Raw genomic sequence first — 20936 nt, 5'->3', positions numbered from 1 at the left:
CGGTCTGCGGACTACTTCTTACGGCCGCGCTTCTCCCGCACCCGGACGCTGATCGAGATCGGCGTGCCGACGAAGCCGAACTCCTCGCGCAGCCGCCGCTCGACGAAGCGGCGGTAGCCCGCCTCGATGAAGCCGGAGGCGAACAGCACGAACCGGGGCGGCTTGGCGCCCGCCTGGGTGCCGAACAGGATGCGGGGCTGCTTGCCGCCGCGGACCGGGTGCGGGTGCGCCGCGACCAGCTCGCCGAGGAAGGCGTTGAGGCGCGCGGTGGGGATCCGGGTCTCCCAGCCCTCCAGCGCGGTCTCGATCGCCGGGACCAGCTTCTCCATGTGACGGCCGGTCAGCGCGGAGACGTTGACCCGGGGCGCCCACTGGACCTGGACCAGGTCCTGCTCGATCTCGCGCTCCAGGTAGTAGCGGCGCTCCTCGTCGATCTGGTCCCACTTGTTGTAGGCCACCACGACGGCGCGGCCGGACTCGACCGCCATCGAGATGATCCGGGTGTCCTGCTCGGCCAGGGTCTCGCTGGCGTCGATCAGGACGACCGCGACCTCGGCCTTCTCCAGCGCGGCGGCGGTGCGCAGCGAGGCGTAGAAGTCCGCGCCCGCGGTCTGGTGCACCCGGCGGCGGATACCGGCCGTGTCGATGAACTTCCAGGTCTTGCCGCCGAGCTCGATCAGCTCGTCGACCGGGTCGCGGGTGGTCCCGGCGACCTCGTTGACGACGACCCGGTCCTCCTTGGCCACCTTGTTCAGCAGGCTGGACTTGCCGACGTTGGGACGCCCGATCAGCGCGACCCGGCGCGGGCCGCCGATCGCCTCGCCGCCGAAGCGCTGCTCCGGCGCGGGCGGCAGCTTGGCCAGGATGGCGTCCAGCAGGTCGCCGGAGCCGCGGCCGTGCAGGGCGGAGACGCAGTACGGCTCGCCCAGGCCCAGCGACCAGAGCATCGCCGCGTCGGCCTCGCCGGAGAGCCCGTCCACCTTGTTGGCGCAGAGCACCACCGGCTTGCCGGACTTGCGGACCAGCTTGACCAGCGCCTCGTCGGCGTCGGTGGCGCCGACCGTGGCGTCCACCACGAACAGCACCGCGTCGGAGCTCTCGATGCCGACCTCGGCCTGCGCCGCGACCATGGCGTCCAGACCGAAGACGTCCAGCTCCCAGCCGCCGGTGTCGACGATCTGGAAGCGGCGGCCGTTCCAGGTGGCCTCGTAGCGGACCCGGTCGCGGGTGACGCCCGGCTTGTCCTCGACGACCGCCTCGCGGCGGCCGATGATCCGGTTGACCAGGCTCGACTTGCCGACGTTGGGGCGGCCGACGATGGCCAGGACCGGCAGCGGTCCCGAATCCGGGTCCAGGTTGCCGATGTCCTCCGGGTCGAAGCCCTCCTCGGCGGCGATCGCCATGAACTCGGCGTAGTCCGCCGGGTCCATCTCGCCGTGGCCGGCGTTGCCGCCGACGGTCTCGTTGCTCATGGTGCGGTGCCAACTCTCGTTCGTGTTCGCCCGGGAGGGGCGCGCAAAGCTCATGGACGGTGCGGGGAGCCGGGACGGCCGTGCCGACGCCTGCCGTTGGACGGTGCCGGGGCTAGGCGTGCACGCGCTGGCGCACCAGTCCCAGGATGTGCGTGATGACCTCTTCCGGCTCCATCGCGCTGGTGTCGACCTCGATCGCGTCGTCGGCCTTGGCCAGCGGCGAGGTGGCGCGGCCCGAGTCGGCCGCGTCGCGGCGCTCGATGTCGGCCAGGATCGCCGCGATCTGCTCGGGACCGGTCACCCCGAGCTGCGCGGCCCGGCGGACCGCCCTGATGCCCGCGGAGGCGGTCAGGAAGACCTTCAGATCGGCGTCGGGGAACACCACGGTACCGAGGTCGCGGCCCTCGGCGACGATCCCGACCGGGGCCTCCTCGGCCGAGTGGCGCTGCAGATCCACCATCCGGACCCGGACCTCGGGGACGGCGGAGACCGCGGAGACCGCGGCGGTGACCGCGGCCCCGCGGATCGGCCCGGAGACGTCCACCCCGTCGACGGTGATGGTCGGGCCGCTCGCGTCGGTGCCGGACAGGATCACCGGCTTGGCCGAGGCCAGCGCGACGGCGTCGGCGTCGTCGACGTCCACGCCGTTCTGCAGCAGCCAGTGCGTCATCGCCCGGTACATCGCGCCGGTGTCGAGGAAGCTGAGGCCGAGCCGGGCGGCGATCTCGCGGGAGACAGTGGACTTGCCGGTGCCGGCCGGACCGTCGAGGACGACGATCATCGGAGCATCCGAACGGTCGGCGCCACTCGGTGCGGTGTCCTGGGCCACGGCGAAGGTCCTTCTCTCGGCTACGGCCGGGCGCGGCCGGGGTACGGCTGGGCTCGGCGGGGTCTCTCCGTCAAGGTTACCGGTCCGAGCGCACTCGCCAGCCCCGCTCCTGCAGCGCGGACGTGAGCCCCACCACAGCCGAGGGCGCGACCATCAGCTGGACCAGGCCCGCCTGCAGCCCGGTGGAGTGCTCGATCAGCACGTCCTCGATGTTGACCCCGGCCCGTCCGGCCTCGGCGAAGAGGCGGGCCAGCTCGCCCGGCTGGTCGCCGATGAACACGGCGACGGTCTCGTACCGGGTCGGCGGGGCGCCGTGCTTGCCGGGGATCCGGGACCGGCCCGCGTTGCCGCGGCGCAGCACGTCCTCGACCGCTCGGGCGCCCTCCTCCCGCTTGGCCTCGTCCGCGGCCTCGATCGCGCGCAGCCCGGCGACCGCGCCGCCCAGGTCGGCGGCCAGCTCCTCCAGGATGTCGGCGACCACCCCGGCGTTGGCGCTGAGGATCTCCACCCACATCCGGGCGTTCGACCCGGCGATCCTGGTGGTGTCCCTGATCCCGGGCCCGGCCAGCCGCACCGCGTTCTCCTCGGCGTGCTCCAGCCGGGCGGCGACCAGGCTGGCCAGCACCTGCGGGGTGTGCGAGACCAGGGCCACGGCGCGGTCGTGCGCGGCGGCGTCCATCACCACCGGGACCGCCCCGCACAGCGCGACCAGCTCAAGCGCGGCGTTGAGGGTGTCGGTGTCGGTGTCGGCGGTCGGAGTGAGCACCCAGGTCCGGCCCTCGAACAGGTCCGCACGGGCCGCGAGCGGGCCCGAGCGCTCGGCCCCGGCCATCGGGTGGCTGCCGATGTAGTGCACGGTGTCGCAGCCGAGCGCGGCGATGTCCTGCCGCGGCCCGGCCTTCACGCTGGCGACGTCGGTGTAGCTGCGGGCCAGCCCCTCCCGCTGGGCGGCGGCCAGCACCCCGGCGATCAGCGGCGGCGGCACGGCGATGACGGCGAGGTCGACCGCCCCCTCCGGCTCGTCCACCGTCCCGGCGCCGAGCGAGGCGGCGGTCCGCGCGGCGTCCGGGTCGGTGTCCCGCAGGTGCACCGTTATCCCCCGCGCGGTCAGCGCGAGGGCGGCGGAGGTCCCGATCAGTCCGGTGCCGATCACTACGGCGGTACGCATGGCTGGCTACGTCCTTCGGTGCGGCGGGGGGTGGGTGCCGGGGGGCGCGGGTGCGGGGCTGAGGGAAGCCCGTGGAGACGGCTCGTCCCATGATTCCGCATCCCCACCCGCATCTGCGACACCGTTTCCCCGTTCCGTCACCCCGGTCGGCGGACACGCGGGCGGCCGGCGGCCGGGAACATCGGCGGCCTCCGGCGGATCGGGTCGGGGCGCAGGCCGACCCGAGCGGCCGGAGCAGCGGGGGGAGGAAGCAGGCGGAGCGCTCCCCCTCGAAGCGCCCCACCCGCAGGTCCTGGCCGGTCACACTAATCCGGCCGACCGCGGTGCGACATCGCCGGTCCACCGGTCGAGACGCGATCACCGCCGCCGACGCGGCCGGCCGTGCCGCCCCGGCCCACCCGCTGGGTCGTGGCGATGCAGGCCAGCACCAGCGCCGCCGCGACCGGCGCCGACACCGGGAGGTGCTCGCCGAGCAGCAGCACCGACCAGAGCAGGGTCAGCGACGGCTGCGCCAACTGGAGCTGACTGGCGCGCGGGACGCCGATCGCCGCCATCCCCCGGTACCAGACCACGAACCCGCCGAACTGCGACACCGCGGAGAGGTAGGCGAGCCCGGTCACCGCGTGCGCCGTCAGCCGCACCGGCTCGGCCGCGAGACCGGCTCCCGCCGTCACCGCGGTCACCGGCAGCGCGGCGACCGCGGCCCAGCCGATGACCTGCCAGCCGGGCATCTCCCGGGCCAGTCGGCCGCCCTCGGCGTAGCCGAGCGAGCACACCAGCAGCGCGCCGAGCAGGAACAGGTCCGCCGTGGTCGGCCGCCCGTGGTTCTGGCCCAGCGCGAACACCACCACGACCAGCGCCCCGGCCAGCGCCGCGGCCCAGAACCAGGGCGACAGCCGGGTCCGGTTCAGCCCGGCCGACGCGGCGGCGGTGGCCAGCGGCAGCAGGCCGATCACCACGGCCGAGTGCGCGGAGCTGGAGGTCTGCAGGGCGAGCGTGCTGAGCAGCGGGAAGCTGACGACGCAGCCCAGCGCCACCGCGAACAGTCCGCGCCAGTGCCGTCGGGCGGGCACCGGCACCCGTCCGGCCCGCAGGCAGGCCAGCGCGATCAGGGCGGCGAGCACGCCGCGGACACCGGTCACCGTCCACGGGCCGAGGCCGTGGCCGCCGTCCAGGGCCCAGTCGGTGGCCGGGAAGGTGAAGGAGAAGGCGAGGACGCCCAGCCCCGCGAAGACCGTCCCACTGCTACCACTGTTACGAAGAACGGCAGTAGCGCTATCATGTTCTCTCATGAACGAGCGTAGCAGTGTGGCCCAGCTCGCGGAATCCCTGCGCCGCGAGCTGCGGCACTACCCGGACGGCCGGATGCTCCCGTCCAGCCGGGCGCTAATGGGCCAGCACCGGGTGAGCCCGGGTACGGTCTCCCGTGCCATCGCCGTCCTCGCCGCCGAGGGGCTGGTGGTCTCCCGCCCCGGCGCGGGCGTCTTCCGGGTCCGCCCGCACGGCAGCGCTACCGGTGAAGCCGGTGACCTCTCCTGGCAGCAGGTAGCGCTGAGCGCGGCCACCGGTGCGGCACCGGGCCCGCGGGCGCTGGACGCCTCCGGCGTGCTGGCCACCCTGACCGTGCCGCCCGCGGACGTGATCGACCTGGCCGGCGGCTATCTGCACCCCTCGCTGCAACCGGAACGCGCCCTCGGCGCCGCCCTGGCCCGAGCCGGCCGCCGTCCGGGGACCTGGAGCCGTCCCCCGGTCGAGGGCCTGCCCGAGCTGCGGGCCTGGTTCGCGGCCGACATCTCGGGCCCGGCCCACACCCTCGGCCCGGCCGACGTGCTGGTCACCGCGGGCGGGCAGAGCGCGCTCAGCACCGCCCTGCGCGCCCTCGCGCCGCCCGGAGCGCCGGTGCTGGTCGAGTCGCCGACCTACCCGGGGCTGCTCGCCATCGCCCGCGCCGCCGGGCTGCGCCCGGTGCCGGTCCCGGTGGACGCCGACGGGGTGCGGACCGACCTGCTCGCCGACGCCTTCGCCGCGACCGGCGCCCGGCTGTTCGTCTGCCAGCCGCTGTTCCAGAACCCGACCGGGGCGGTACTGGCGCCGCAGCGGCGGATCGAGGTGCTGCGGATCGCCCGCGCCGCCGGGGCCTTCGTGGTCGAGGACGACTTCGCCCGCCAACTGGTCCACTCGGACGCGCCGCCGCTACCGCTGCCGCTGGCCGCCGCCGACCCGGACGGCGTGGTGGTGCACGTCCGCTCGCTGACCAAGGTGTCCTCGCCCAGTCTGCGGATCGCCGCGGTCAGCGCGCGCGGCCCGGCGCTGGAGCGGCTTCGCACGCTCCAGGCGGTGGACAGCTTCTTCGTCCCCCGCCCGCTCCAGGAGACCGCGCTGGAGCTGGTCGCCGCCCCCGCCTGGCGCACCCATCTGCGCCAGGTCGCCGACGCCCTGCGGGAGCGCCGGCAGAGCCTGGCGGCCGGGCTCGGCGAACAGCTCCTCCCCCGCCCGCTCCCGTACGGGGGCTACCACCTCTGGCTGCGCCTCCCGGACGGCGCCGACGAGACCGCGCTCACCGCCGCCGCGCTGCGGGCCGGGGTCGCGGTCACCCCGGGGCAGGCCTACTTCCCGGCCGAGCCGCCGTCCCCGCACCTCCGGGTCAGCTACGCCTGCGCCGCCGGACCGCAGCAACTCGTGGACGGCGGACGGCTGCTGAGCCAGGTGCTCAGAGCACCCGCAGCTCGCGCGGGGTCAGATTGAGGCGGCGTCCACCGGATCCGGTGCAGACCGCGATGTCCTCGATCCGGGCGCCGTACCGCCCCGGCAGGTAGATGCCGGGCTCGATCGAGAACGCCATCCCCGGCTCCAGCGGACGGGCCGAGCCGGAGACGATGTAGGGCTCCTCGTGCGTCTCCAGGCCGATCCCGTGGCCGGTGCGGTGGATGAACCGGTCGCCGTAGCCGGCCTCGGTGATCAGGTCGCGGCCGACCGCGTCCAGCTGCTCGGCGGTGATGCCGGGACGCACCGACGCGCACTGCGCGGTCTGCGCCGCCAACAGCACCTCGAAGGCCCGCAGGTAGTCCGCCGGGGCCTGGCCCACGCAGTAGTTCCGGGTGGAGTCCGAGCAGTAGCCGGACGGCATCGTCCCGCCGATGTCGACCACCACCGGGTCGCCCGCCTCGATCACCCGGTCCGACACCTCGTGGTGCGGGCTGGCCCCGTTGGGGCCCGAGCCGACGATGACGAAGTCGACGGTGGCGTGCCCGGCCGCGACGATCGCGTCGGCGATGTCGGCGGCCACCTCGCGCTCGGTCCGCCCGGCCCGCAGCCAGTCGCCGACCGCGTCATGCACCGCGTCGATCGCGGCCCCGGCCTCCCGCAGCGCCTCGACCTCGGCGGCCGACTTGCGCATCCGCAGCTCCGCCAGCACCTCCCCGGCCAGCGCCTGCTCCGCGCCCGGCAGCGCGGCCCGGAACGCGAGCACCTTCTCCGCCCACATGTGGTTGTCGAGCCCGACCCGCCGCAGCGCCCCGCCGGACGGCAGCCGCGAGGCCACCAGCGCGTAGGGGTCGTCGGTCTCCTGCCAACCGACGATCTCGATCCCGAGCCCGCCCACCGGCGACGCCTCCGCCGCGGGCTGCTCCAGCAGCGGGACCACCAGGAACGGGTCACCGCTCGCGGGCGCGACCAGGCAGGTCAGCCGCTCCAGCGGCAGCGCCTGGTACCCGGTCAGATACCGCAGGTCCGGTCCTGGCGACACCAGCAGGGCATCGAGCCCGGCCTCGGCCGCAGCCTGCTGCGCACGCTCGATCCGGTCGGCGGGGTACAACTCAGCGTCATGGGCCATGGCAGCAGTCCATCACGCCCGGCGCGGCGACGCGATCGACGCCCTGCCCGGCTCGCCCTTCGCCGCCGACCAGCGCTACTGCCGTCCGCCGAGCGCGCCGATCCCGCCGGGCGAAAGGATCTCGGCCACTCGGCGGGCGACCTCGGCCGGGGTCAGCCCGTCCGTTTCGATGACATGGTCGGCCGGTGTCTGCTGAGCCGAAGCGTATTGACCCCGGTAGAAGTCAGTGACCTGGCCCCGCTCCGGATCGGCCTCGAAACGCCGGCGCCACGCTTCCGGCGAGGCGCGCAGCTGGACCGACACGGTCGTCACGGCCGGCGGCAGCAGCCCGGCGACCAGGCGATGCATCTCGGCGGACTGGAACACCCAGGTGATCAGCAGGACGTCGACCCCGGCTCGCGCCGCGTTGTCGGCCACGGCCCGCAGATTCGCCTCCACCAGGGCCCTCGTGCGCGCGTCGACCCGCCACGGCCGGTGGAACCACAGGTCGTCCACATCGACCCACTGGACCAGGCCCGGCCCCCGCTCGGCCAACCGCATCACCTGCCGAGCCGCCGTGGACTTGCCGACACCGGGAACCCCGCCCACCATCACTACGCGCACCGGCCCACGCTATGCGCCCCCGAATCCCCCACGCCACCGAATTCGGCCGCCGCACAACACAGCCCCAGCGGGTCGTCCAGCAGAGCGTGCCCCGCCCCGTCGTCCGCCTTCGAGATCACTTGTGAGCGCCGGGAGGGAACGGTACAACTGGGAGATGCTTCTCCACCTCACGACGCTGGACGGCTGGCTGGCGCACCCCGACCGCCCCTACGCCACGGCCTCGCTGGCGCTGGAGGGCTTCATCCACTGCTCCCCCGGCGAGGCCGAGGTACTGGCCGTCGCCAACGAGCGGTTCGGGCATACCCCGGGGCCGCTGATGGTCCTGCTGATCGACGAGGAGCTGCTCGACTCCCCGGTCCGCTGGGAGGCCGCCGCGCCCACCCCGCCGCCGGGCACCGCGCCCACCGTCCTGTTCCCGCACATCTACGGCCCGGTCAACCGGACCGCCGTCGCCGGGATGCTGGAGGTCGGACGGGACGCCGCGGGCCGCTGGGCCACCCTCGCCGCCTGGAGCTGACCACCCGTCAAGCCGAGGACAGCGGGCGGGGGCCGGCCCTGACCCCGGCCCCCGCCCCGCCCCCGGACCGACGCCGCGTCACATGTGCACGGCCGCCGGGGCGTCCGGGTCCACGGTGACCTTGCCGCGGCGGTAGAGCACCGCGGCGACCAGCATCCCCGCCGCGAACAGCCCGGCGGACCACCAGTACGCGGTGGCGTAGCTGTGCAGCTGCGCCTGGGCCAGCACCTCCGGGGTGTGCGGACGGGAGGCCGCGTAGGCGGTGGCGGCGCTGGCTGCCAGGGTGTTCAGCAGCGCGGTGCCGATCGAGCCGCCGATCTGCTGCATGGTGTTGACCGCCGCCGAGGCGACCCCGGCGTCCTCCGCGCCGATCCGGTCCGTGGCCAGGCTCATCGCCGGAGGCAGCACCAGGCCGAGGCCGAGGCCGGTGAGCAGCAGCGCGGGCAGCACATTGGCCGCGTAGGTGCTGTGCAGGCCGAGGCCGGTGAGCATGGCCATGCCGCCGGCCGCCATCGCCATCCCGAGCGGGACCACCGGCTTGGGCCCGAACCGCGGGATCAGCGAGATGGTGGAGAGCTGCGCGGTGACCACCAGCGCGCCGATCATCGGCAGGAAGGCGAGGCCGGTGTTGACCGGGGTGTAGTGCAGCGACACCTGGAGGTAGTAGGTCAGGAACAGGAAGACCCCGAACATCCCGGCCCCGGAGATCGCCACCACCAGGAAGGACGCGCCGCGGTTGCGGTCGAGCAGGACCCGCAGCGGCAGCAGCGGGTGCGCGGTGCGGGTCTGCCACCAGGCGAACAGCGCCAGCAGCACGCCGCCCGCGGCCAGGAAGCCCCAGGTCTGCGGCGAGGACCAGTGGTGCGACTCGGCGTTGGAGAAGCCGTAGACCAGGCCGAACAGTCCGGCCGAGACCAGCAGGGTGCCGGGCAGGTCCAGCTTGGGACGGTTGGCGGGGGCGCCGCGCCGCAGGAACATCACGCCGCCGGCCAGCGCGAACACCGCGAAGAAGAGGTTCACGTAGAGGGTCCAGCGCCAGCTGAGGTGCTCGGTGAGCACACCGCCGAGCAGCAGGCCGATGCCGCCGCCCGCGCCCGCGATGGCGCCGAAGATGCCGAAGGCCTTGGCCCGCTCCTTGGCGTCGGTGAAGGTGGTGTTGAGCAGCGACAGCGCGGCCGGGGCGAGCATCGCGCCGAAGAGGCCCTGCAGCGCGCGCCCGGTGACCAGCACCTCGAAGTTCCCGGCGGCGCCGGCCAGCGCGGAGGCGGCGGCGAAGCCGCCCACGCCGACCAGGAAGACGATCTTGCGGCCGATCAGGTCGGCCAGCCGTCCGCCGATCAGCAGCAGGCTGCCGAAGGCGAGTGAGTACGCGGTCACCACCCACTGCCGGTCGGCGTCCGAGAAGCCCAGCGCGTGCTGCGCCGAGGGCAGGGCGATGTTCACCACGGTCGCGTCGAGGACCACCATCAGCTGGGCGAGGCCGATGACGGCCAGCACCCACCAGCGGTGTGCGGGAGCTGGCTCCACGCCGGGCGGGGTGTCGACGTGGGCGTCGACGGAGGTCTGGGTCATGGCTTCTCTCCGAACGAAACGGTTTCGTACGGAGGCAGCTTATGTCGCGATCTATCGAAACGCAACCGTTTCGATAGATCCGCGGGTCAGACCCTGACGCCGAACGCGGGCAGCACCACCGCGTCGATGTAGCGGGTCAGGTAGTCGGCGTCGGCGAAGCTGTCCTCCAGGACCTTCCGCGCCATCAGCGCCCCGACCATGGTGTGCGCGAAGAACTCGATCGCCGGCGCGTCCTCGCGCACCTCGCCGCGCTCCACCGCGCGCCCCAGCAGCACGGCGAGCCGGGCCAGTTCCGGGTCGATCAGCATCTCCCGCAGCGCCGCCGCCAGGTCGGCGTTGCTGTGCGCGGCATGGCCCACCGCGCTCATGAACACCGTGTCCTGCTCGGCGCCCTCGCCGATGGTCCGGGCCAGCTCGTGCAGGTCGCCGCGCAGGCTGCCGGTGTCGATGTCGTCGGCCACCGGCGGCCTGCTGTGCCGCATCGCGGCGGCGACCAGCTTGGGCTTCCCCTCCCACTGCCGGTACAGGGTCGCCTTGCTGGACCTGCTGCGAGCCGCGACGGCGTCCATGGTCATCGCCTCGTAGCCGACCTCGCGGACCAGGTCGATCACGGCCTGGTACAGCTCGGCCTCCCGCTCGTCGCTGAGGCGGGTACGGCGCACCGTCGCGGTCATCTCACGCTCCCGCGCCCTACAGGCCGACGGACTTCATCAGCTGGCCGACCTCGGGGTTGGTGAGGCGGCGCAGCCAGCCGGACTTCTGGTCGCCCAGCGGGATCGGCCCGAACTGCACCCGGACCAGCTTCTCCACCGGGAAGCCCACCTCCGCCAGCAGCCGCCGCACGATGTGCTTGCGGCCCTCGTGCAGGCTGATCTCGACCAGGTAGTTCTTGCCGACGTTCTGGACCACCTTGAAGCTGTCCGCGCGGGCCCAGCCGTCCTCCAGCTCGACGCCCTTGGCCAGCTGCTTGCCCAGGTCGCGCGGGATCGGGCCCTGGATCGCGGCCAGGTAGGTCTTCTGGATGCCGTACTTGGGGTGGGTCAGCCGGTGCGCCAGCTCGCCGTGGTTGGTGAGCAGGATGATGCCCTCGGTCTCGGTGTCCAGGCGGCCGACGTGGAACAGCCGGGTCTCCCGGTTGTTCACGTAGTCGCCGAGGCACTGCCGCCCGTCCGGGTCCTCCATCGTGGCGACCACGCCGACCGGCTTGTTCAGCGCGAAGAACAGGTACGACTGGGTGGCCACGGTCAGGCCGTCCACCTTGATCTCGTCGTGCTGCGGGTCGACCCGCTTCCCCTGCTCGCGCACCCGCTCGCCGTTGACCTCGACCCGGCCCTGCTCGATCAGCTCCTCGCAGGCGCGGCGGCTGCCCATGCCGGCCCGCGCCAGCACCTTCTGCAGCCGCTCGCCCTCGGGCTCGCCGTGCGTCTTCGGCAGCTTGGTCTGCGGCTTGTCGTGGCGGGCCCGGACCGCGTCCTCCACCTTGGCCTGCAGCTCGCGCGAGCGCACCGGCTTGGCCGGGCCGCGCCTGGCGCCCGCGCCGCCGCCGAGGCCGCCGGGACGGATCTGGCCGATCGAGCGCCCCTGGCCCGGCTCCTTCGCCCCGTACTCGGGACGGTCGTACGAGCGCTGCTCGGGACGCGGCGTCTCCCGCTCCCAACCGCTGCCGCTGCGCCGCCGGTTGCTGTTGGTGGAGCCGCCGCGCTGGCCGCCGCGACCGCCGCCCCCGATGCTGCCGCGGGGAGCGCCACCGCGACCGCCGGCGCCGCCGCGACCGCCCGCGCTGCCGCCGCCGCTGCTGTTCCTACCGTTACCGCTACTGCTAGGCATCAAGAAGTCCGTTGTCGAATCCGTCGTCGGGGCCGCGTCCCAGGGCGGGTGCCACTGCCTGTTCACCTGCTCATTGCGACCGCCTCGGCGATCGCGGAGCCCTCCTGCGAGTCCGCTTCCACGTCGTCGGCCTCGGGCAGGAAGGGGGCCAGCTCCGGCAGCTCGTCCAGGCCGCGCAGCCCCATCCGTTCCAAAAATGTGTTCGTCGTCCGGTACAGGATGGCTCCCGTCTCCGGTTCGGACCCGGTCTCCTCGACCAGACCCCGCTGTACCAGGGTACGCATGACGCCGTCACAGTTCACACCACGGACAGCGGAAACCCGGGAACGGGACACCGGCTGCCGGTAGGCGATGACCGCCAGCGTCTCCAGCGCGGCCTGGGTCAGCCGCGCGTGCTGGCCGTCCAGGACGAACCGCTCCACCGCCGGGGCGCAGGAGACCCGACTGTAGTAGCGCCAGCCCCCGGCGACAAAGCGCAGCTCGAAGCCCCGGCCCTGCTCGGTGTACTCGGCGGCCAGCTCGCGCAACGCCCGGTCCACCGCGCGCTTGGGCCGCTCCAGCACCTGGGCCAGGTGGGTGCTGGTGGTGGGCTCGGTGACGACCATCAGGATCGCCTCCAGCGCGGGCTTCAGCTCCACCACGGCCAGCGCCGTCAGCGGGCCGGGCTCCGGCAGCGGCCCCGGGTCGGGCAGCGGCAGCGGTGCCGGGTCCGGCAGCGGCGGATGCGGGTGCAGCGGCGGGACCGGCGGCGACGGCACCGGGTCGGGCTCCGGGCTCGGGCCCGGCGCGGGCTCCGGCGGCGGCTGCGGGACCGGCGCGGGGATCGGGTCCGGCTCCGGCGCGGGCCGCGGGAACGGCTCGGGCGCGGGCCGCGGCGACGGCTCGGGGGTCGGCGCGGGCACCGGATCCGGCTGCACCGGGTCCGGCGCCTCCAGGCCCGGCGCAAGGTCCGGACCCGGATCCGGCCCCAGGCCCGGTTCCAGCCAGACGTTCTGCTCCACCCGGCCCTGCTCCAGGTACTCGTTCTCCAGGTACTCGCCCGGACGGGGACGTCCGGGCATCCCCAGCCTGCGGCGGCCACCCGCCTGCGTCGTGTCGTCGCTGCTCATCCGTCCTCACCCTCCGGTGCCGGTGGTGTGTCGAACTCCTCGCCCACCACGATCCCTGCCCCGTCCTCGCCGATCCACTGCACCAGCAGCTCGCCCAGCGCCTCCGGCTGGTCGAACAGCAGCACCCGCTCCCGGTACAGCTCCAGCAGCGCCAGGAACCGGGCCACCACGGTCAGCACGTCCGGCGCGTCCGCGGTCAGCGTCCGGAACGAGGCCTCGCCCAGCTCCCGCAGCCGCTCCAGCACCAGTGCCGCCTGCTCGCGGACGCTGACCGGGGAGGAGTGGATGTGCTCCACGTAGACCACCGGCGCCGGCCTGGGCTCGAACGCCTTGGCGGCCAGCCGGGCGAAGCCCTCCGGGCTGATGCTGATCACCACCTCGGGCAGCAGCTCGGCGTGCTGCGGCTCCAGGCCCGCCGTGCGCGGGCGGCGCAGCTGCTCCGCGGCCCAACGCTCCGCGAACAGGGTGGCGATCTGCTTGTAGGCCCGGTACTGCAGCAGCCGGGCGAACAGCAGGTCGCGGGCCTCCAGGAGGGCGAGGTCCTCCTCGTCCTCCAGCTCGGCGACCGGAAGCAGCCGGGCCGCCTTGAGGTCCAGCAGGGTCGCCGCGACCACCAGGAACTCGCTGGCCAGGTCCAGGTCCCAGTCCGCGCCCATGGCCCTGATGTGGGCGATGAACTCGTCGGTGACCTTGGACAGCGAGACCTCGGTGACGTCCAGCTTGTGCTTGGCGATCAGACCGAGCAGCAGGTCGAAGGGGCCCTCGAAGTTGTCCAGGTGCACCCGGAAGCCGCCGGGGGACTCCGTCCCGGACTCCGGCCCGGGTTCCTCGCCGGTGTCGACGACTGCTGCGGGGGCGCTCACCCGGACCACCTTAGGGCGTGCACGGCCCGCGTCGTGGGACGCCCTCGGGCCCGCCGGCGGCGGCGCCCGCGGCCACGGCCTCCGCGGCGCTCAGCGCCCGCGCAGCCGCCGGACCAGGATGCTGGCCTCGCCCCGCTGTTCCAGGTCCGCCAGCACCACGGCGACGGCCTCCCGCACTATCCGGCCCCGGTCCACCGCGAGCGCGTGCTCGCCGCGCAGCACCAGCCGGGCGTGCTCCAGGTCGATCAGCTCCTCGGCGGAGACATAGACCGTGATCTTCTCCTCGTGCCGCTCGCGCCCGGTGGGGCGGGAGCGGCTGCCGCCGCGCGGCTTGCGCCGGGCCGCGGCGTCCCCCGCGGGCGCGGGCACCCCGTTGTGCTGCGGGGAGGGCTGGGCGGACGGCTGGCCGACCGGCTGCCGCTGCGCCGGGGCGGTCGGCTCGGCCTGGGCCGCGCCGTGCTCCCCCGACGTGTCGGAGGGCTGGCCCTGGTGCCCTTCCCTGGCCTCGCGTCCCTCCGCTCCTTCGCGTCCTCTGGCCTCGCGCGGCTCGCGACCGTCCCGCGGCTGGCCGGACTCCGGCGAGCGGGGCGCGGGGGTGAGCGACATCCCCCCGGTGGTCCGGAACAGTTCGTCCGCTCCCGGGAGGCTCACTCGACGGGGCACCGGGCGAGCACCTCCCTGGCGAGCTGGCGGTACGCGGCGGCGCCGACCGAGTTGGAGGCGTAGGTGGTGATCGGCTCGCCGGCCACCGTGGTCTCCGGGAAGCGCACGGTGCGGCCGATGACGGTGTGGAAGACGTGCTCGCCGAACGCCTCGGTGACCCGGGCCAGCACCTCGCGGCTGTGCACCGTGCGTGAGTCGTACATGGTGGCCAGGATGCCGTCCAGGCGCAGTTCGGGGTTGAGCCGCTCGCAGACCTTCTCGATGGTCTCGGTGAGCAGCGCCACCCCGCGCAGCGCGAAGAACTCGCACTCCAGCGGGACGATGACGCTGTCGGCGGCGGTCAGCGCGTTCACCGTGAGCAGGCCGAGCGACGGCTGGCAGTCGATGATGACGTAGTCGTAGTCCGGCAGCAGCGGCTTCAGCGCCCGCGCCAGCGCGGACTCCCGGGCCACCTCGCTGACCAGCTGCACCTCGGCGGCCGACAGGTCGATGTTGGAGGGCAGCAGGTCCATGCCGGGCACGGCGGTCTTCAGCAGCACCTCATCGGCCGTCAGGCCCCGCTCCATCAGCAGGTTGTAGACGGTGAGGTCCAGCTCCATCGGGTTGACGCCGAGGCCGACCGAGAGGGCGCCCTGCGGGTCGAAGTCGACCAGCAGCACCCGGCGGCCGTACTCGGCCAGCGCGGCGCCCAGGTTGATGGTCGAGGTGGTCTTGCCGACCCCGCCCTTCTGGTTGCACATCGCCACGATCTTCGCCGGGCCGTGCTCGGTCAGCGGCGAGGGGATCGGGAAGTAGGGCAGCGGACGGCCGGTGGGACCGACCCGCTCGCGCCGCTGGCGGGCCGCGTCGGGCGCCAGCGTGGCGGCGTACTCGGGGTCGGGCTCGTACTCGGCGTCGGGGTCGTAGAACTGACCGTCCGGCAGTTCGGCGTAGACCAGGCCGGGTTCGACCGCCTCGAAGGCCGAGGTGTCGTAGACCGCCTCGGCGTTGCGGGCGCCCGTCTCGTAGGAGGCGGTGGCGCCCGGGTAGGTGTGGGTGTCGTACTCGGTTCCCGGCCGACGGGCGTCAAAGGTGCGCACGTCCGCCGAGTCCTGCCCGGAGAGACCGGTGCCGTCCTGCACCAGTCCTGGCTGACCACCCCCGGGAGCAAATGTCGACTCATTCACAAGTCGTCTTACCTCCTTGGCGACCGCCGTTGACACCGGAAACTGGGGCTCTGGGGCTGTGCCCCCTCCACTGGGCGGCATGTGCCGTGCCGCAGCCTAGCAACGACACAGTAGCGTCAACCACCACACCAGCGATGCACGAACCAACATGTCGATATGACTAGATCGCTGCCAATTGGCCGAAGAACGCTCGTGCCCGCCCTCACAAACCCCGGGAACAGGCGGCAGAACAGCCCTTACGGGGCCCTGCGGGGCAGTCGCGCAAGAGTGACGCGGACGAGCAGCAAGTTGACGATGTGTCGACATTAGCGCTCAACAACATACTGGAGGGGGCGCGCTATCGCGGTCGTCCGCGATAATCACGCCCCCTCCAGGGGTGCCCGCGCCGCTGCGCGGGACAGGGTCCGAATCAGGCCAGTCAGGCCAGGACGCTCGCCAGGTCCGCGGCGTGCAGGCCGTGCGCCTCGGCGACCGGGCCGTAGGTCAGCTGGCCCTCGTGCGCGTTGAGGCCCTTGGCCAGCGCCTCGTCCCGGGCGCAGGCGTCCTTCCAGCCGTGGTTGGCCAGCGCGACCACGTACGGCAGGGTCGCGTTGGTCAGCGCGTAGGTGGAGGTGTTGGGGACCGCGCCCGGCATGTTGGCCACGCAGTAGAAGACCGAGTCGTGCACCGGGAAGGTCGGCTCGGCGTGCGTGGTGGGCTTGGAGTCCTCGAAGCAGCCGCCCTGGTCGATGGCGATGTCGACCAGCACCGAGCCCGGCTTCATCCGCGCGACCAGCTCGTTGGTGACCAGCTTGGGGGCCTTGGCGCCGGGGATCAGCACCGCGCCGATCACCAGGTCGGCCTCCAGCACGGCCTTCTCCAGCTCGAAGGTGTTGGAGGAGATCGCCTTGATCCGGTTGCCGAAGATCTTGTCGGCCTCGCGCAGCTTGTTGATGTCGCGGTCCAGCAGGGTCACGTCGTAGCCCATGCCGATGGCGATGGTCGCCGCGTGCCAGCCGGAGACGCCGCCGCCGATGACCACGCACTTGGCCGCGTGGGTGCCGGGGACGCCGCCGGGCAGGGTGCCCCGGCCGCCGGTCGGGCGCATCAGGTGGTACGAGCCGACCTGCGGGGCCAGTCGGCCCGCGACCTCGGACATCGGGGCGAGCAGCGGCAGCGCGCCGTTGGCGAGCTGCACGGTCTCCAGGGCGATGGCGGTGGTGCCGGACGACAGCAGCGCGTCGGTGCAGGCGCGGGACGCCGCGAGGTGCAGGTAGGTGAACAGGGTCTGACCCTTGCGGAGGCGGTGGTACTCCTCCGCGATCGGCTCCTTGACCTTCAGCAGCAGGTCGGCGGCGGCCCAGACCTCGTCGGCGGTGCCGAGGATCTCGGCGCCCGCGGCGACGTACTCGGCGTCGGGGATGGACGAACCGACGCCGGCGTTCTGCTCCACGACGACCTGGTGGCCGTTGCGGACCAGCTCGTGAACGCCTGCGGGCGTGATCGCCACGCGGTACTCGTGGTTCTTGACCTCGCGGGGGATGCCGACCTTCACGGCTAAACACGTCCCTTGCACATGGGGGGTCCCCGACGGCGGGAACGCCGAGGGGTGGCCGCGCACTGGTTGCGGCTTCTCCGAGTGTAATGAAGCCGGAGCGTTCCGCCAGCCTTCCAATGTGACCAAATGAAAGCGATCGGTTGGCAGTTTCGTAGGCTTGCGCGGCTATCGCTGGAGGTATTCGGTTGCTATGACACAGAACACCTACCCGTTCGAGATCAGGACATACCCGACACATCCCCCAGGGCCGCCGCCTGCTCCCGCTGCACCCGCGCGCCACCCGCGTCCCCGGCCCGCTCCAGCGCCTCGGCCGTCCGCAGCAGCACCTGCGCCTGCAGCCGCCGGGCCGTCGCCGGATCGGCGATCCGGCGGGCCGCCTCCAGCGCCTCGCGCCGGGTGCGCAGCGCCTGTTCGGCGCTCCCGGACAGCTCCTGCACCCGGGCCGCGCCCAGCGTCGCGCCGACCGCCGCCGCCTCGTCGCCCAGCTTGCGGTGCAGAGCCGCGGCGGCGCGGTACTCGCGCAGGGCGTCGGGCAGCTTGCCCTGGGCGGTGTGGGTCGCCGCGAGCCGTCCCAGCAGCCGCAGCTCGTCCGCCTGCTCACCGCGGGCCCGGCGCAGCGCCAGCGCCCTGCCGTACCAGTCCCCGGCCCGGACCGGGTCCCCGGCCGCCCGGTAGGCGCCGGCCGCGGCCTCCAGGATCCGGCCCACCGCGGTCTGGTCGTCGGCGGACCTGGCCGGGCCGAGCGCGGCCCGGTACCGCTCCAGCGCCCGGACGTGCTGCCCGGCAGCGGCGTGCAGGTCGCCCAGGTTGACCAGCGCGGCGGCCTGCCGACGGGCCAGGCCGCCGCGCTCGGCCAGCTGCAGCACGGTGCTGTGCAGGGCGTAGAGCTCCGCCGCGACCGGCTCGGGCGCGCCGGCCCACAGCGGCAGCGCGCGCACCAGCGAGGTGGCCAGCCGCATGGCCAGTCCGTCCAGCGCGCCGTCCGCCTGCGCGGTGCGGACGGCGGCGCGCAGCACCGTCAGCTCCGAGTCCAGCCAGCCCCAGGCCTCGGCCGCGCCGCTGAAGCGCAGCGGCCCGGGGAGGGGTTCCGGCGCGGGGCCGGGACCGGAGGCCGGTCCTGCGTCGGGGGCGAGCAGTCGGCAGCAGGCGGTGAGCAGCCGGTTCAACCGCTCCAGCAGCCGGGCCAGCGCGAGTTCTGTCTCGGACGCCCGGTCCGCCGCGAGCAGCGTCCGCAGGGCCGGGCGGAGGCAGCCGGGCAGCCGGTAGCGGTGCGGGTCCGCGCCGGGCGCGGGGAGCAGGAGTTGCTGCTCGGCGAGGGTGACCAGGTGCACGGTGGCGGCGTCGACCGGGCAGCCGAGCAGCGCGGAGGCGGTCCGCGGGTCGGTCACCCCGTCCGGGGCGAGGGTCAGCAGCCGCAGCAGGCGGGCCGCCGGAGCCGGCAGCCCGCCGTGCACCAGCTCGAAGGCCCGCCGCAACGGCTCCACCCCGGGCTCGGCCGCGCCCGGACGCTTCGCCAACTCCACCCGGGGCCGGGGCGGCGTCTCTGACCCGGCCCCGCCCCCGCCCTTCGGCGGCGCGGGCAGCAGCTGCGGTCCGGGCAGAAACTCCACCCCGCGCGAACCGGCCCGCGAAGCAGGTGCCTGCGGCGCGGGTGCGGGCGCCTCCGGAGGGGGTGCCTGCGGCGAAGGCGGGGAGGCGGGCTGGGCAGGCGTCGCGGACGGCGAGGCCTGCGCGGAGGCCGAGGACCGCGTGGAAGGCGCGGACGCCGTAGATCCTGTAGACGGTGCAGACCGTGCAGAGCGCGACAGCGCAGAGGCCGCAGACGGCACTTCGCCGGGCGCGGCCGACACCGGGGGTGAACCGGGTGAACCCGGCGGGGCCGTCGGCGGGCGGGAGCCGGGGACGGTCGCGGCAGAGGCAGGCGACGTGGGGGCAGTCGCGGCGGAAGCAGGCGACGCGGAACCGGGCGCAGCGGAAACAGGCGCGGCGGAGGCGGGCACCGCAGCGGCGGGTACGACGGGTGTGGGGACGGTCGCGGCGGGTGCCGCCAGCATCCGGAGGACGTCCGAGACCGATGCCATCGGCCTGCTCCTGAGCCACCCGCCGGCCAGGCTCAACGCCATCGGGTGGCAGGCCAGCGCCTCGACCAGGAACCGTGCCGCGACCGGGTCGCAGACGATCCTGGTGTCCCCGGCCAGGCCGACCAGCAGCGAGGTCGCCGCGGCGACGTCCAGGCCGCCGATCACGCACGGCCGGGCGTCGGCGAGCCCGGTCAGCGGCCCCGCGGTGACCGCCACCACCAGGCAGCCGGGCCCGCGCGGCAGCAGCGCCCGCACCTGCTCCGCCTGCTGCACGTCGTCCAGCACCAACAGCACCTGACGCTGCGCCAGCACCTCCCGCAACGCCGCACAGTCAGCAACGTCCGCCGCCCCGCCGACGGAACCACTCGCACCGTCCCCGGCACCACCGGTTGCAGCGTCCCCCACCGCACCGCCGGAACCGTCCCCGCCGCCCGCCGCCGCGTCCCCTGCCACCCCAGCGGAGCGCCCCGCGCCGGCGTCCGGGCTCAGCCCGCCCCGTGGCTCGCCCAGTGCGCCGAGCAGCAGCCGCGCCGCGTCCCCGGCCGGAACCGGATCGCCCTCCGGGTCGCTCATCCGGACGAAGAAGCACCCGTCCGGGTAGTCCTCAGCGACAGTCCTGGCGAAGCGCACGGCCAGCGCCGTCCGCCCCGACCCCGGACGCCCGGCCACCACCAGCACCCTGCTGTACGGCAGCGGAAGCGACGGAAGCGGCGGAGGCGGTGACGACGGCACGGACGGCGACGGCACAACGCCGTCCGCCCCGTCCGGCCCCGCCCCTGCGAGGCTCCCCAGCGCGGGCCGTCCCACCTCGTCGAGGAGTTGGGCGAGCTCCACCCGCCGACCGGCGAAGTAAGGGGAATCCAGGGGCAGTTCGGCCCGGGAACTCCCGGCGGTGTCGAGCGGGCGGGTCTGACGTGCCGTCTGTGCTGCAGCCACGCTCGCAGCGTAGTTCACCGACCGGGCACGGCTCAGCAGCTGTGCCCGGTCCCTTCCGCGCTCACTCGAACGGACGCGCGGGCCACGGTGCGTCGGACGGCCGCAGGCCGCCGAGCCCGGCCCCGCCGAACACTCCCCCGTCCAGGGCGACCTTCGCCGCCATCACCGAGGACACCAGCGCTCCGTTGTGCAGTTCCCCGGCGAACACCAGCCGGACCAGCTCGTCCAGGTCGACCCGGTCGACCTGGAGGTCGAGCTCCTCGTGCTCGGCCTGGAAGCGCTCGCCGTCGGCCTCGGCCAGGTCCTGGGCCAGGAACACCCGCAGCGCCTCCGAGGAGCCGCCGGGCGAGCTGTAGAAGTCGATCAGCACCCTCCAGTCCCCGGCCTTGGCGTGCGCCTCCTCGTACAGCTCGCGCTGCGCCGCGTGCAGCGGGTTCTCACCGGGGACGTCCAGCAGCCCGGCCGGGAGCTCCCACAGCCGCTGCCGCACCGGGTGCCGGTACTGACGCACCAGCAGCACCCGGCGCTGCTGGTCCAGCGCGAGGACGCCGACCGCACCCGGGTGCCGCTGGAAGTCCCGCGCCGCGGCCACCCCGTCCGGCATCACCACGTCCTCGGTGAGGATGTCCCAGACCTTCCCCCGGAACGACGTCCGCGCGGCCGTGACCGGCCACTCCTCCGGACTGTCCGCAATCGCCTCGCGCACCGAACCTCCAACGTCTGGGCCAACAGGAACCATGCAACCACCTCGGGGCGCGGGG

General features: G+C 74.0%; 18 protein-coding genes. 2 read left to right on the top strand and 16 right to left on the bottom strand.

What is annotated here, in order from left to right:
* Positions 1-11 precede the first annotated feature (11 nt).
* From der to ACEZDE_RS29250, 4 genes are all read right to left on the bottom strand, one after another.
* Positions 12-1472 carry a ribosome biogenesis GTPase Der gene (gene der / locus ACEZDE_RS29265; RefSeq protein WP_380542446.1) on the bottom strand — a complete coding sequence of 487 codons (1461 nt, stop codon included), beginning with the start codon at positions 1470-1472 and terminating at the stop codon, positions 12-14.
* 112 nt (positions 1473-1584) lie between these two features.
* Positions 1585-2253 carry a (d)CMP kinase gene (gene cmk / locus ACEZDE_RS29260; protein WP_380542443.1) on the bottom strand — a complete coding sequence of 223 codons (669 nt, stop codon included), beginning with the start codon at positions 2251-2253 and terminating at the stop codon, positions 1585-1587.
* A 124-nt stretch (positions 2254-2377) separates the two neighbouring features.
* The gene (locus ACEZDE_RS29255) at positions 2378-3469 is read right to left on the bottom strand and encodes a prephenate dehydrogenase (RefSeq protein ID WP_380542440.1); all 1092 of its coding nucleotides are present in this window, start codon (positions 3467-3469) and stop codon (positions 2378-2380) included.
* Positions 3470-3774: 305 nt separating this feature from the next.
* The gene (locus ACEZDE_RS29250) at positions 3775-4761 is read right to left on the bottom strand and encodes a DMT family transporter (RefSeq protein ID WP_380542437.1); all 987 of its coding nucleotides are present in this window, start codon (positions 4759-4761) and stop codon (positions 3775-3777) included.
* On the opposite strand from ACEZDE_RS29250, the gene ACEZDE_RS29245 reads away from it, so the two are divergent.
* Positions 4760-6214, top strand: a complete 1455-nt coding sequence (locus ACEZDE_RS29245) for an aminotransferase-like domain-containing protein (RefSeq protein ID WP_380542434.1) — start codon at positions 4760-4762, stop codon at positions 6212-6214. The genes ACEZDE_RS29250 and ACEZDE_RS29245 overlap by 2 nt on opposite strands.
* Here ACEZDE_RS29245 and ACEZDE_RS29240 read toward each other — a convergent pair.
* Positions 6180-7301 carry a M24 family metallopeptidase gene (locus ACEZDE_RS29240; RefSeq protein ID WP_380542431.1) on the bottom strand — a complete coding sequence of 374 codons (1122 nt, stop codon included), beginning with the start codon at positions 7299-7301 and terminating at the stop codon, positions 6180-6182. The genes ACEZDE_RS29245 and ACEZDE_RS29240 overlap by 35 nt on opposite strands.
* A gap of 75 nt (positions 7302-7376) precedes the next feature.
* Positions 7377-7892 carry an AAA family ATPase gene (locus tag ACEZDE_RS29235; RefSeq protein WP_380542429.1) on the bottom strand — a complete coding sequence of 172 codons (516 nt, stop codon included), beginning with the start codon at positions 7890-7892 and terminating at the stop codon, positions 7377-7379.
* Positions 7893-8058: 166 nt separating this feature from the next.
* On the opposite strand from ACEZDE_RS29235, the gene ACEZDE_RS29230 reads away from it, so the two are divergent.
* Positions 8059-8421 carry a DUF952 domain-containing protein gene (locus ACEZDE_RS29230; RefSeq protein ID WP_380542426.1) on the top strand — a complete coding sequence of 121 codons (363 nt, stop codon included), beginning with the start codon at positions 8059-8061 and terminating at the stop codon, positions 8419-8421.
* Positions 8422-8499: 78 nt separating this feature from the next.
* Here the strand turns inward: ACEZDE_RS29230 and ACEZDE_RS29225 are convergent, their stop codons facing one another.
* The 10 genes from ACEZDE_RS29225 to ACEZDE_RS29180 all read right to left on the bottom strand — a co-directional run bounded on the left by ACEZDE_RS29225 (position 8500) and on the right by ACEZDE_RS29180 (position 20881).
* Positions 8500-9993 (bottom strand): MFS transporter, encoded by a 1494-nt coding sequence (locus ACEZDE_RS29225; protein WP_380542423.1) that lies wholly within the window; start codon positions 9991-9993, stop codon positions 8500-8502.
* An 86-nt stretch (positions 9994-10079) separates the two neighbouring features.
* Positions 10080-10667 carry a TetR/AcrR family transcriptional regulator gene (locus ACEZDE_RS29220; protein WP_380542420.1) on the bottom strand — a complete coding sequence of 196 codons (588 nt, stop codon included), beginning with the start codon at positions 10665-10667 and terminating at the stop codon, positions 10080-10082.
* A 16-nt stretch (positions 10668-10683) separates the two neighbouring features.
* Positions 10684-11820 (bottom strand): pseudouridine synthase, encoded by a 1137-nt coding sequence (locus tag ACEZDE_RS29215; protein ID WP_380542417.1) that lies wholly within the window; start codon positions 11818-11820, stop codon positions 10684-10686.
* 62 nt (positions 11821-11882) lie between these two features.
* Entirely contained in the window at positions 11883-12494 is a 612-nt protein-coding gene (gene scpB, locus ACEZDE_RS29210) for an SMC-Scp complex subunit ScpB (protein WP_380542631.1), read from the bottom strand.
* Positions 12495-12925: 431 nt separating this feature from the next.
* Positions 12926-13792 (bottom strand): segregation and condensation protein A, encoded by an 867-nt coding sequence (locus ACEZDE_RS29205; protein WP_380542414.1) that lies wholly within the window; start codon positions 13790-13792, stop codon positions 12926-12928.
* Between the two features lie 90 nt (positions 13793-13882).
* Positions 13883-14455, bottom strand: a complete 573-nt coding sequence (locus ACEZDE_RS29200) for a hypothetical protein (protein WP_380542411.1) — start codon at positions 14453-14455, stop codon at positions 13883-13885.
* Positions 14440-15576 carry a ParA family protein gene (locus ACEZDE_RS29195; RefSeq protein WP_380542408.1) on the bottom strand — a complete coding sequence of 379 codons (1137 nt, stop codon included), beginning with the start codon at positions 15574-15576 and terminating at the stop codon, positions 14440-14442. The genes ACEZDE_RS29200 and ACEZDE_RS29195 overlap by 16 nt, the downstream gene beginning before the upstream one ends.
* Positions 15577-16039: 463 nt before the next feature.
* Positions 16040-17155, bottom strand: a complete 1116-nt coding sequence (gene ald / locus ACEZDE_RS29190) for an alanine dehydrogenase (protein ID WP_380542405.1) — start codon at positions 17153-17155, stop codon at positions 16040-16042.
* A 221-nt stretch (positions 17156-17376) separates the two neighbouring features.
* Positions 17377-20175, bottom strand: a complete 2799-nt coding sequence (locus ACEZDE_RS29185) for a hypothetical protein (protein WP_380542402.1) — start codon at positions 20173-20175, stop codon at positions 17377-17379.
* A gap of 61 nt (positions 20176-20236) precedes the next feature.
* Positions 20237-20881 (bottom strand): NUDIX domain-containing protein, encoded by a 645-nt coding sequence (locus tag ACEZDE_RS29180; protein WP_380542399.1) that lies wholly within the window; start codon positions 20879-20881, stop codon positions 20237-20239.
* Between the last annotated feature and the right edge of the window lie 55 nt (positions 20882-20936).

Source organism: Streptacidiphilus cavernicola (assembly GCF_042510955.1).
GTDB lineage: Bacteria > Actinomycetota > Actinomycetes > Streptomycetales > Streptomycetaceae > Streptacidiphilus > Streptacidiphilus cavernicola.
Note: the sequence above shows the minus strand (reverse complement) of the source record. Positions and strands in the feature narration are given on the sequence as shown.

Coding starts and splice junctions, on each gene's coding strand:
- ACEZDE_RS29240 (WP_380542431.1), bottom strand. CDS start 7,301: ATGGCCCATGACGCTGAGTTGTACCCCGCCGACCGGATCGAGCGTGCG.
- ACEZDE_RS29245 (WP_380542434.1), top strand. CDS start 4,760: ATGAACGAGCGTAGCAGTGTGGCCCAGCTCGCGGAATCCCTGCGCCGC.
- ACEZDE_RS29250 (WP_380542437.1), bottom strand. CDS start 4,761: ATGAGAGAACATGATAGCGCTACTGCCGTTCTTCGTAACAGTGGTAGC.
- ACEZDE_RS29255 (WP_380542440.1), bottom strand. CDS start 3,469: ATGCGTACCGCCGTAGTGATCGGCACCGGACTGATCGGGACCTCCGCC.
- ACEZDE_RS29225 (WP_380542423.1), bottom strand. CDS start 9,993: ATGACCCAGACCTCCGTCGACGCCCACGTCGACACCCCGCCCGGCGTG.
- cmk (WP_380542443.1), bottom strand. CDS start 2,253: ATGATCGTCGTCCTCGACGGTCCGGCCGGCACCGGCAAGTCCACTGTC.
- ACEZDE_RS29230 (WP_380542426.1), top strand. CDS start 8,059: ATGCTTCTCCACCTCACGACGCTGGACGGCTGGCTGGCGCACCCCGAC.
- ACEZDE_RS29215 (WP_380542417.1), bottom strand. CDS start 11,820: ATGCCTAGCAGTAGCGGTAACGGTAGGAACAGCAGCGGCGGCGGCAGC.
- der (WP_380542446.1), bottom strand. CDS start 1,472: ATGAGCAACGAGACCGTCGGCGGCAACGCCGGCCACGGCGAGATGGAC.
- ACEZDE_RS29235 (WP_380542429.1), bottom strand. CDS start 7,892: ATGGTGGGCGGGGTTCCCGGTGTCGGCAAGTCCACGGCGGCTCGGCAG.
- ACEZDE_RS29220 (WP_380542420.1), bottom strand. CDS start 10,667: ATGACCGCGACGGTGCGCCGTACCCGCCTCAGCGACGAGCGGGAGGCC.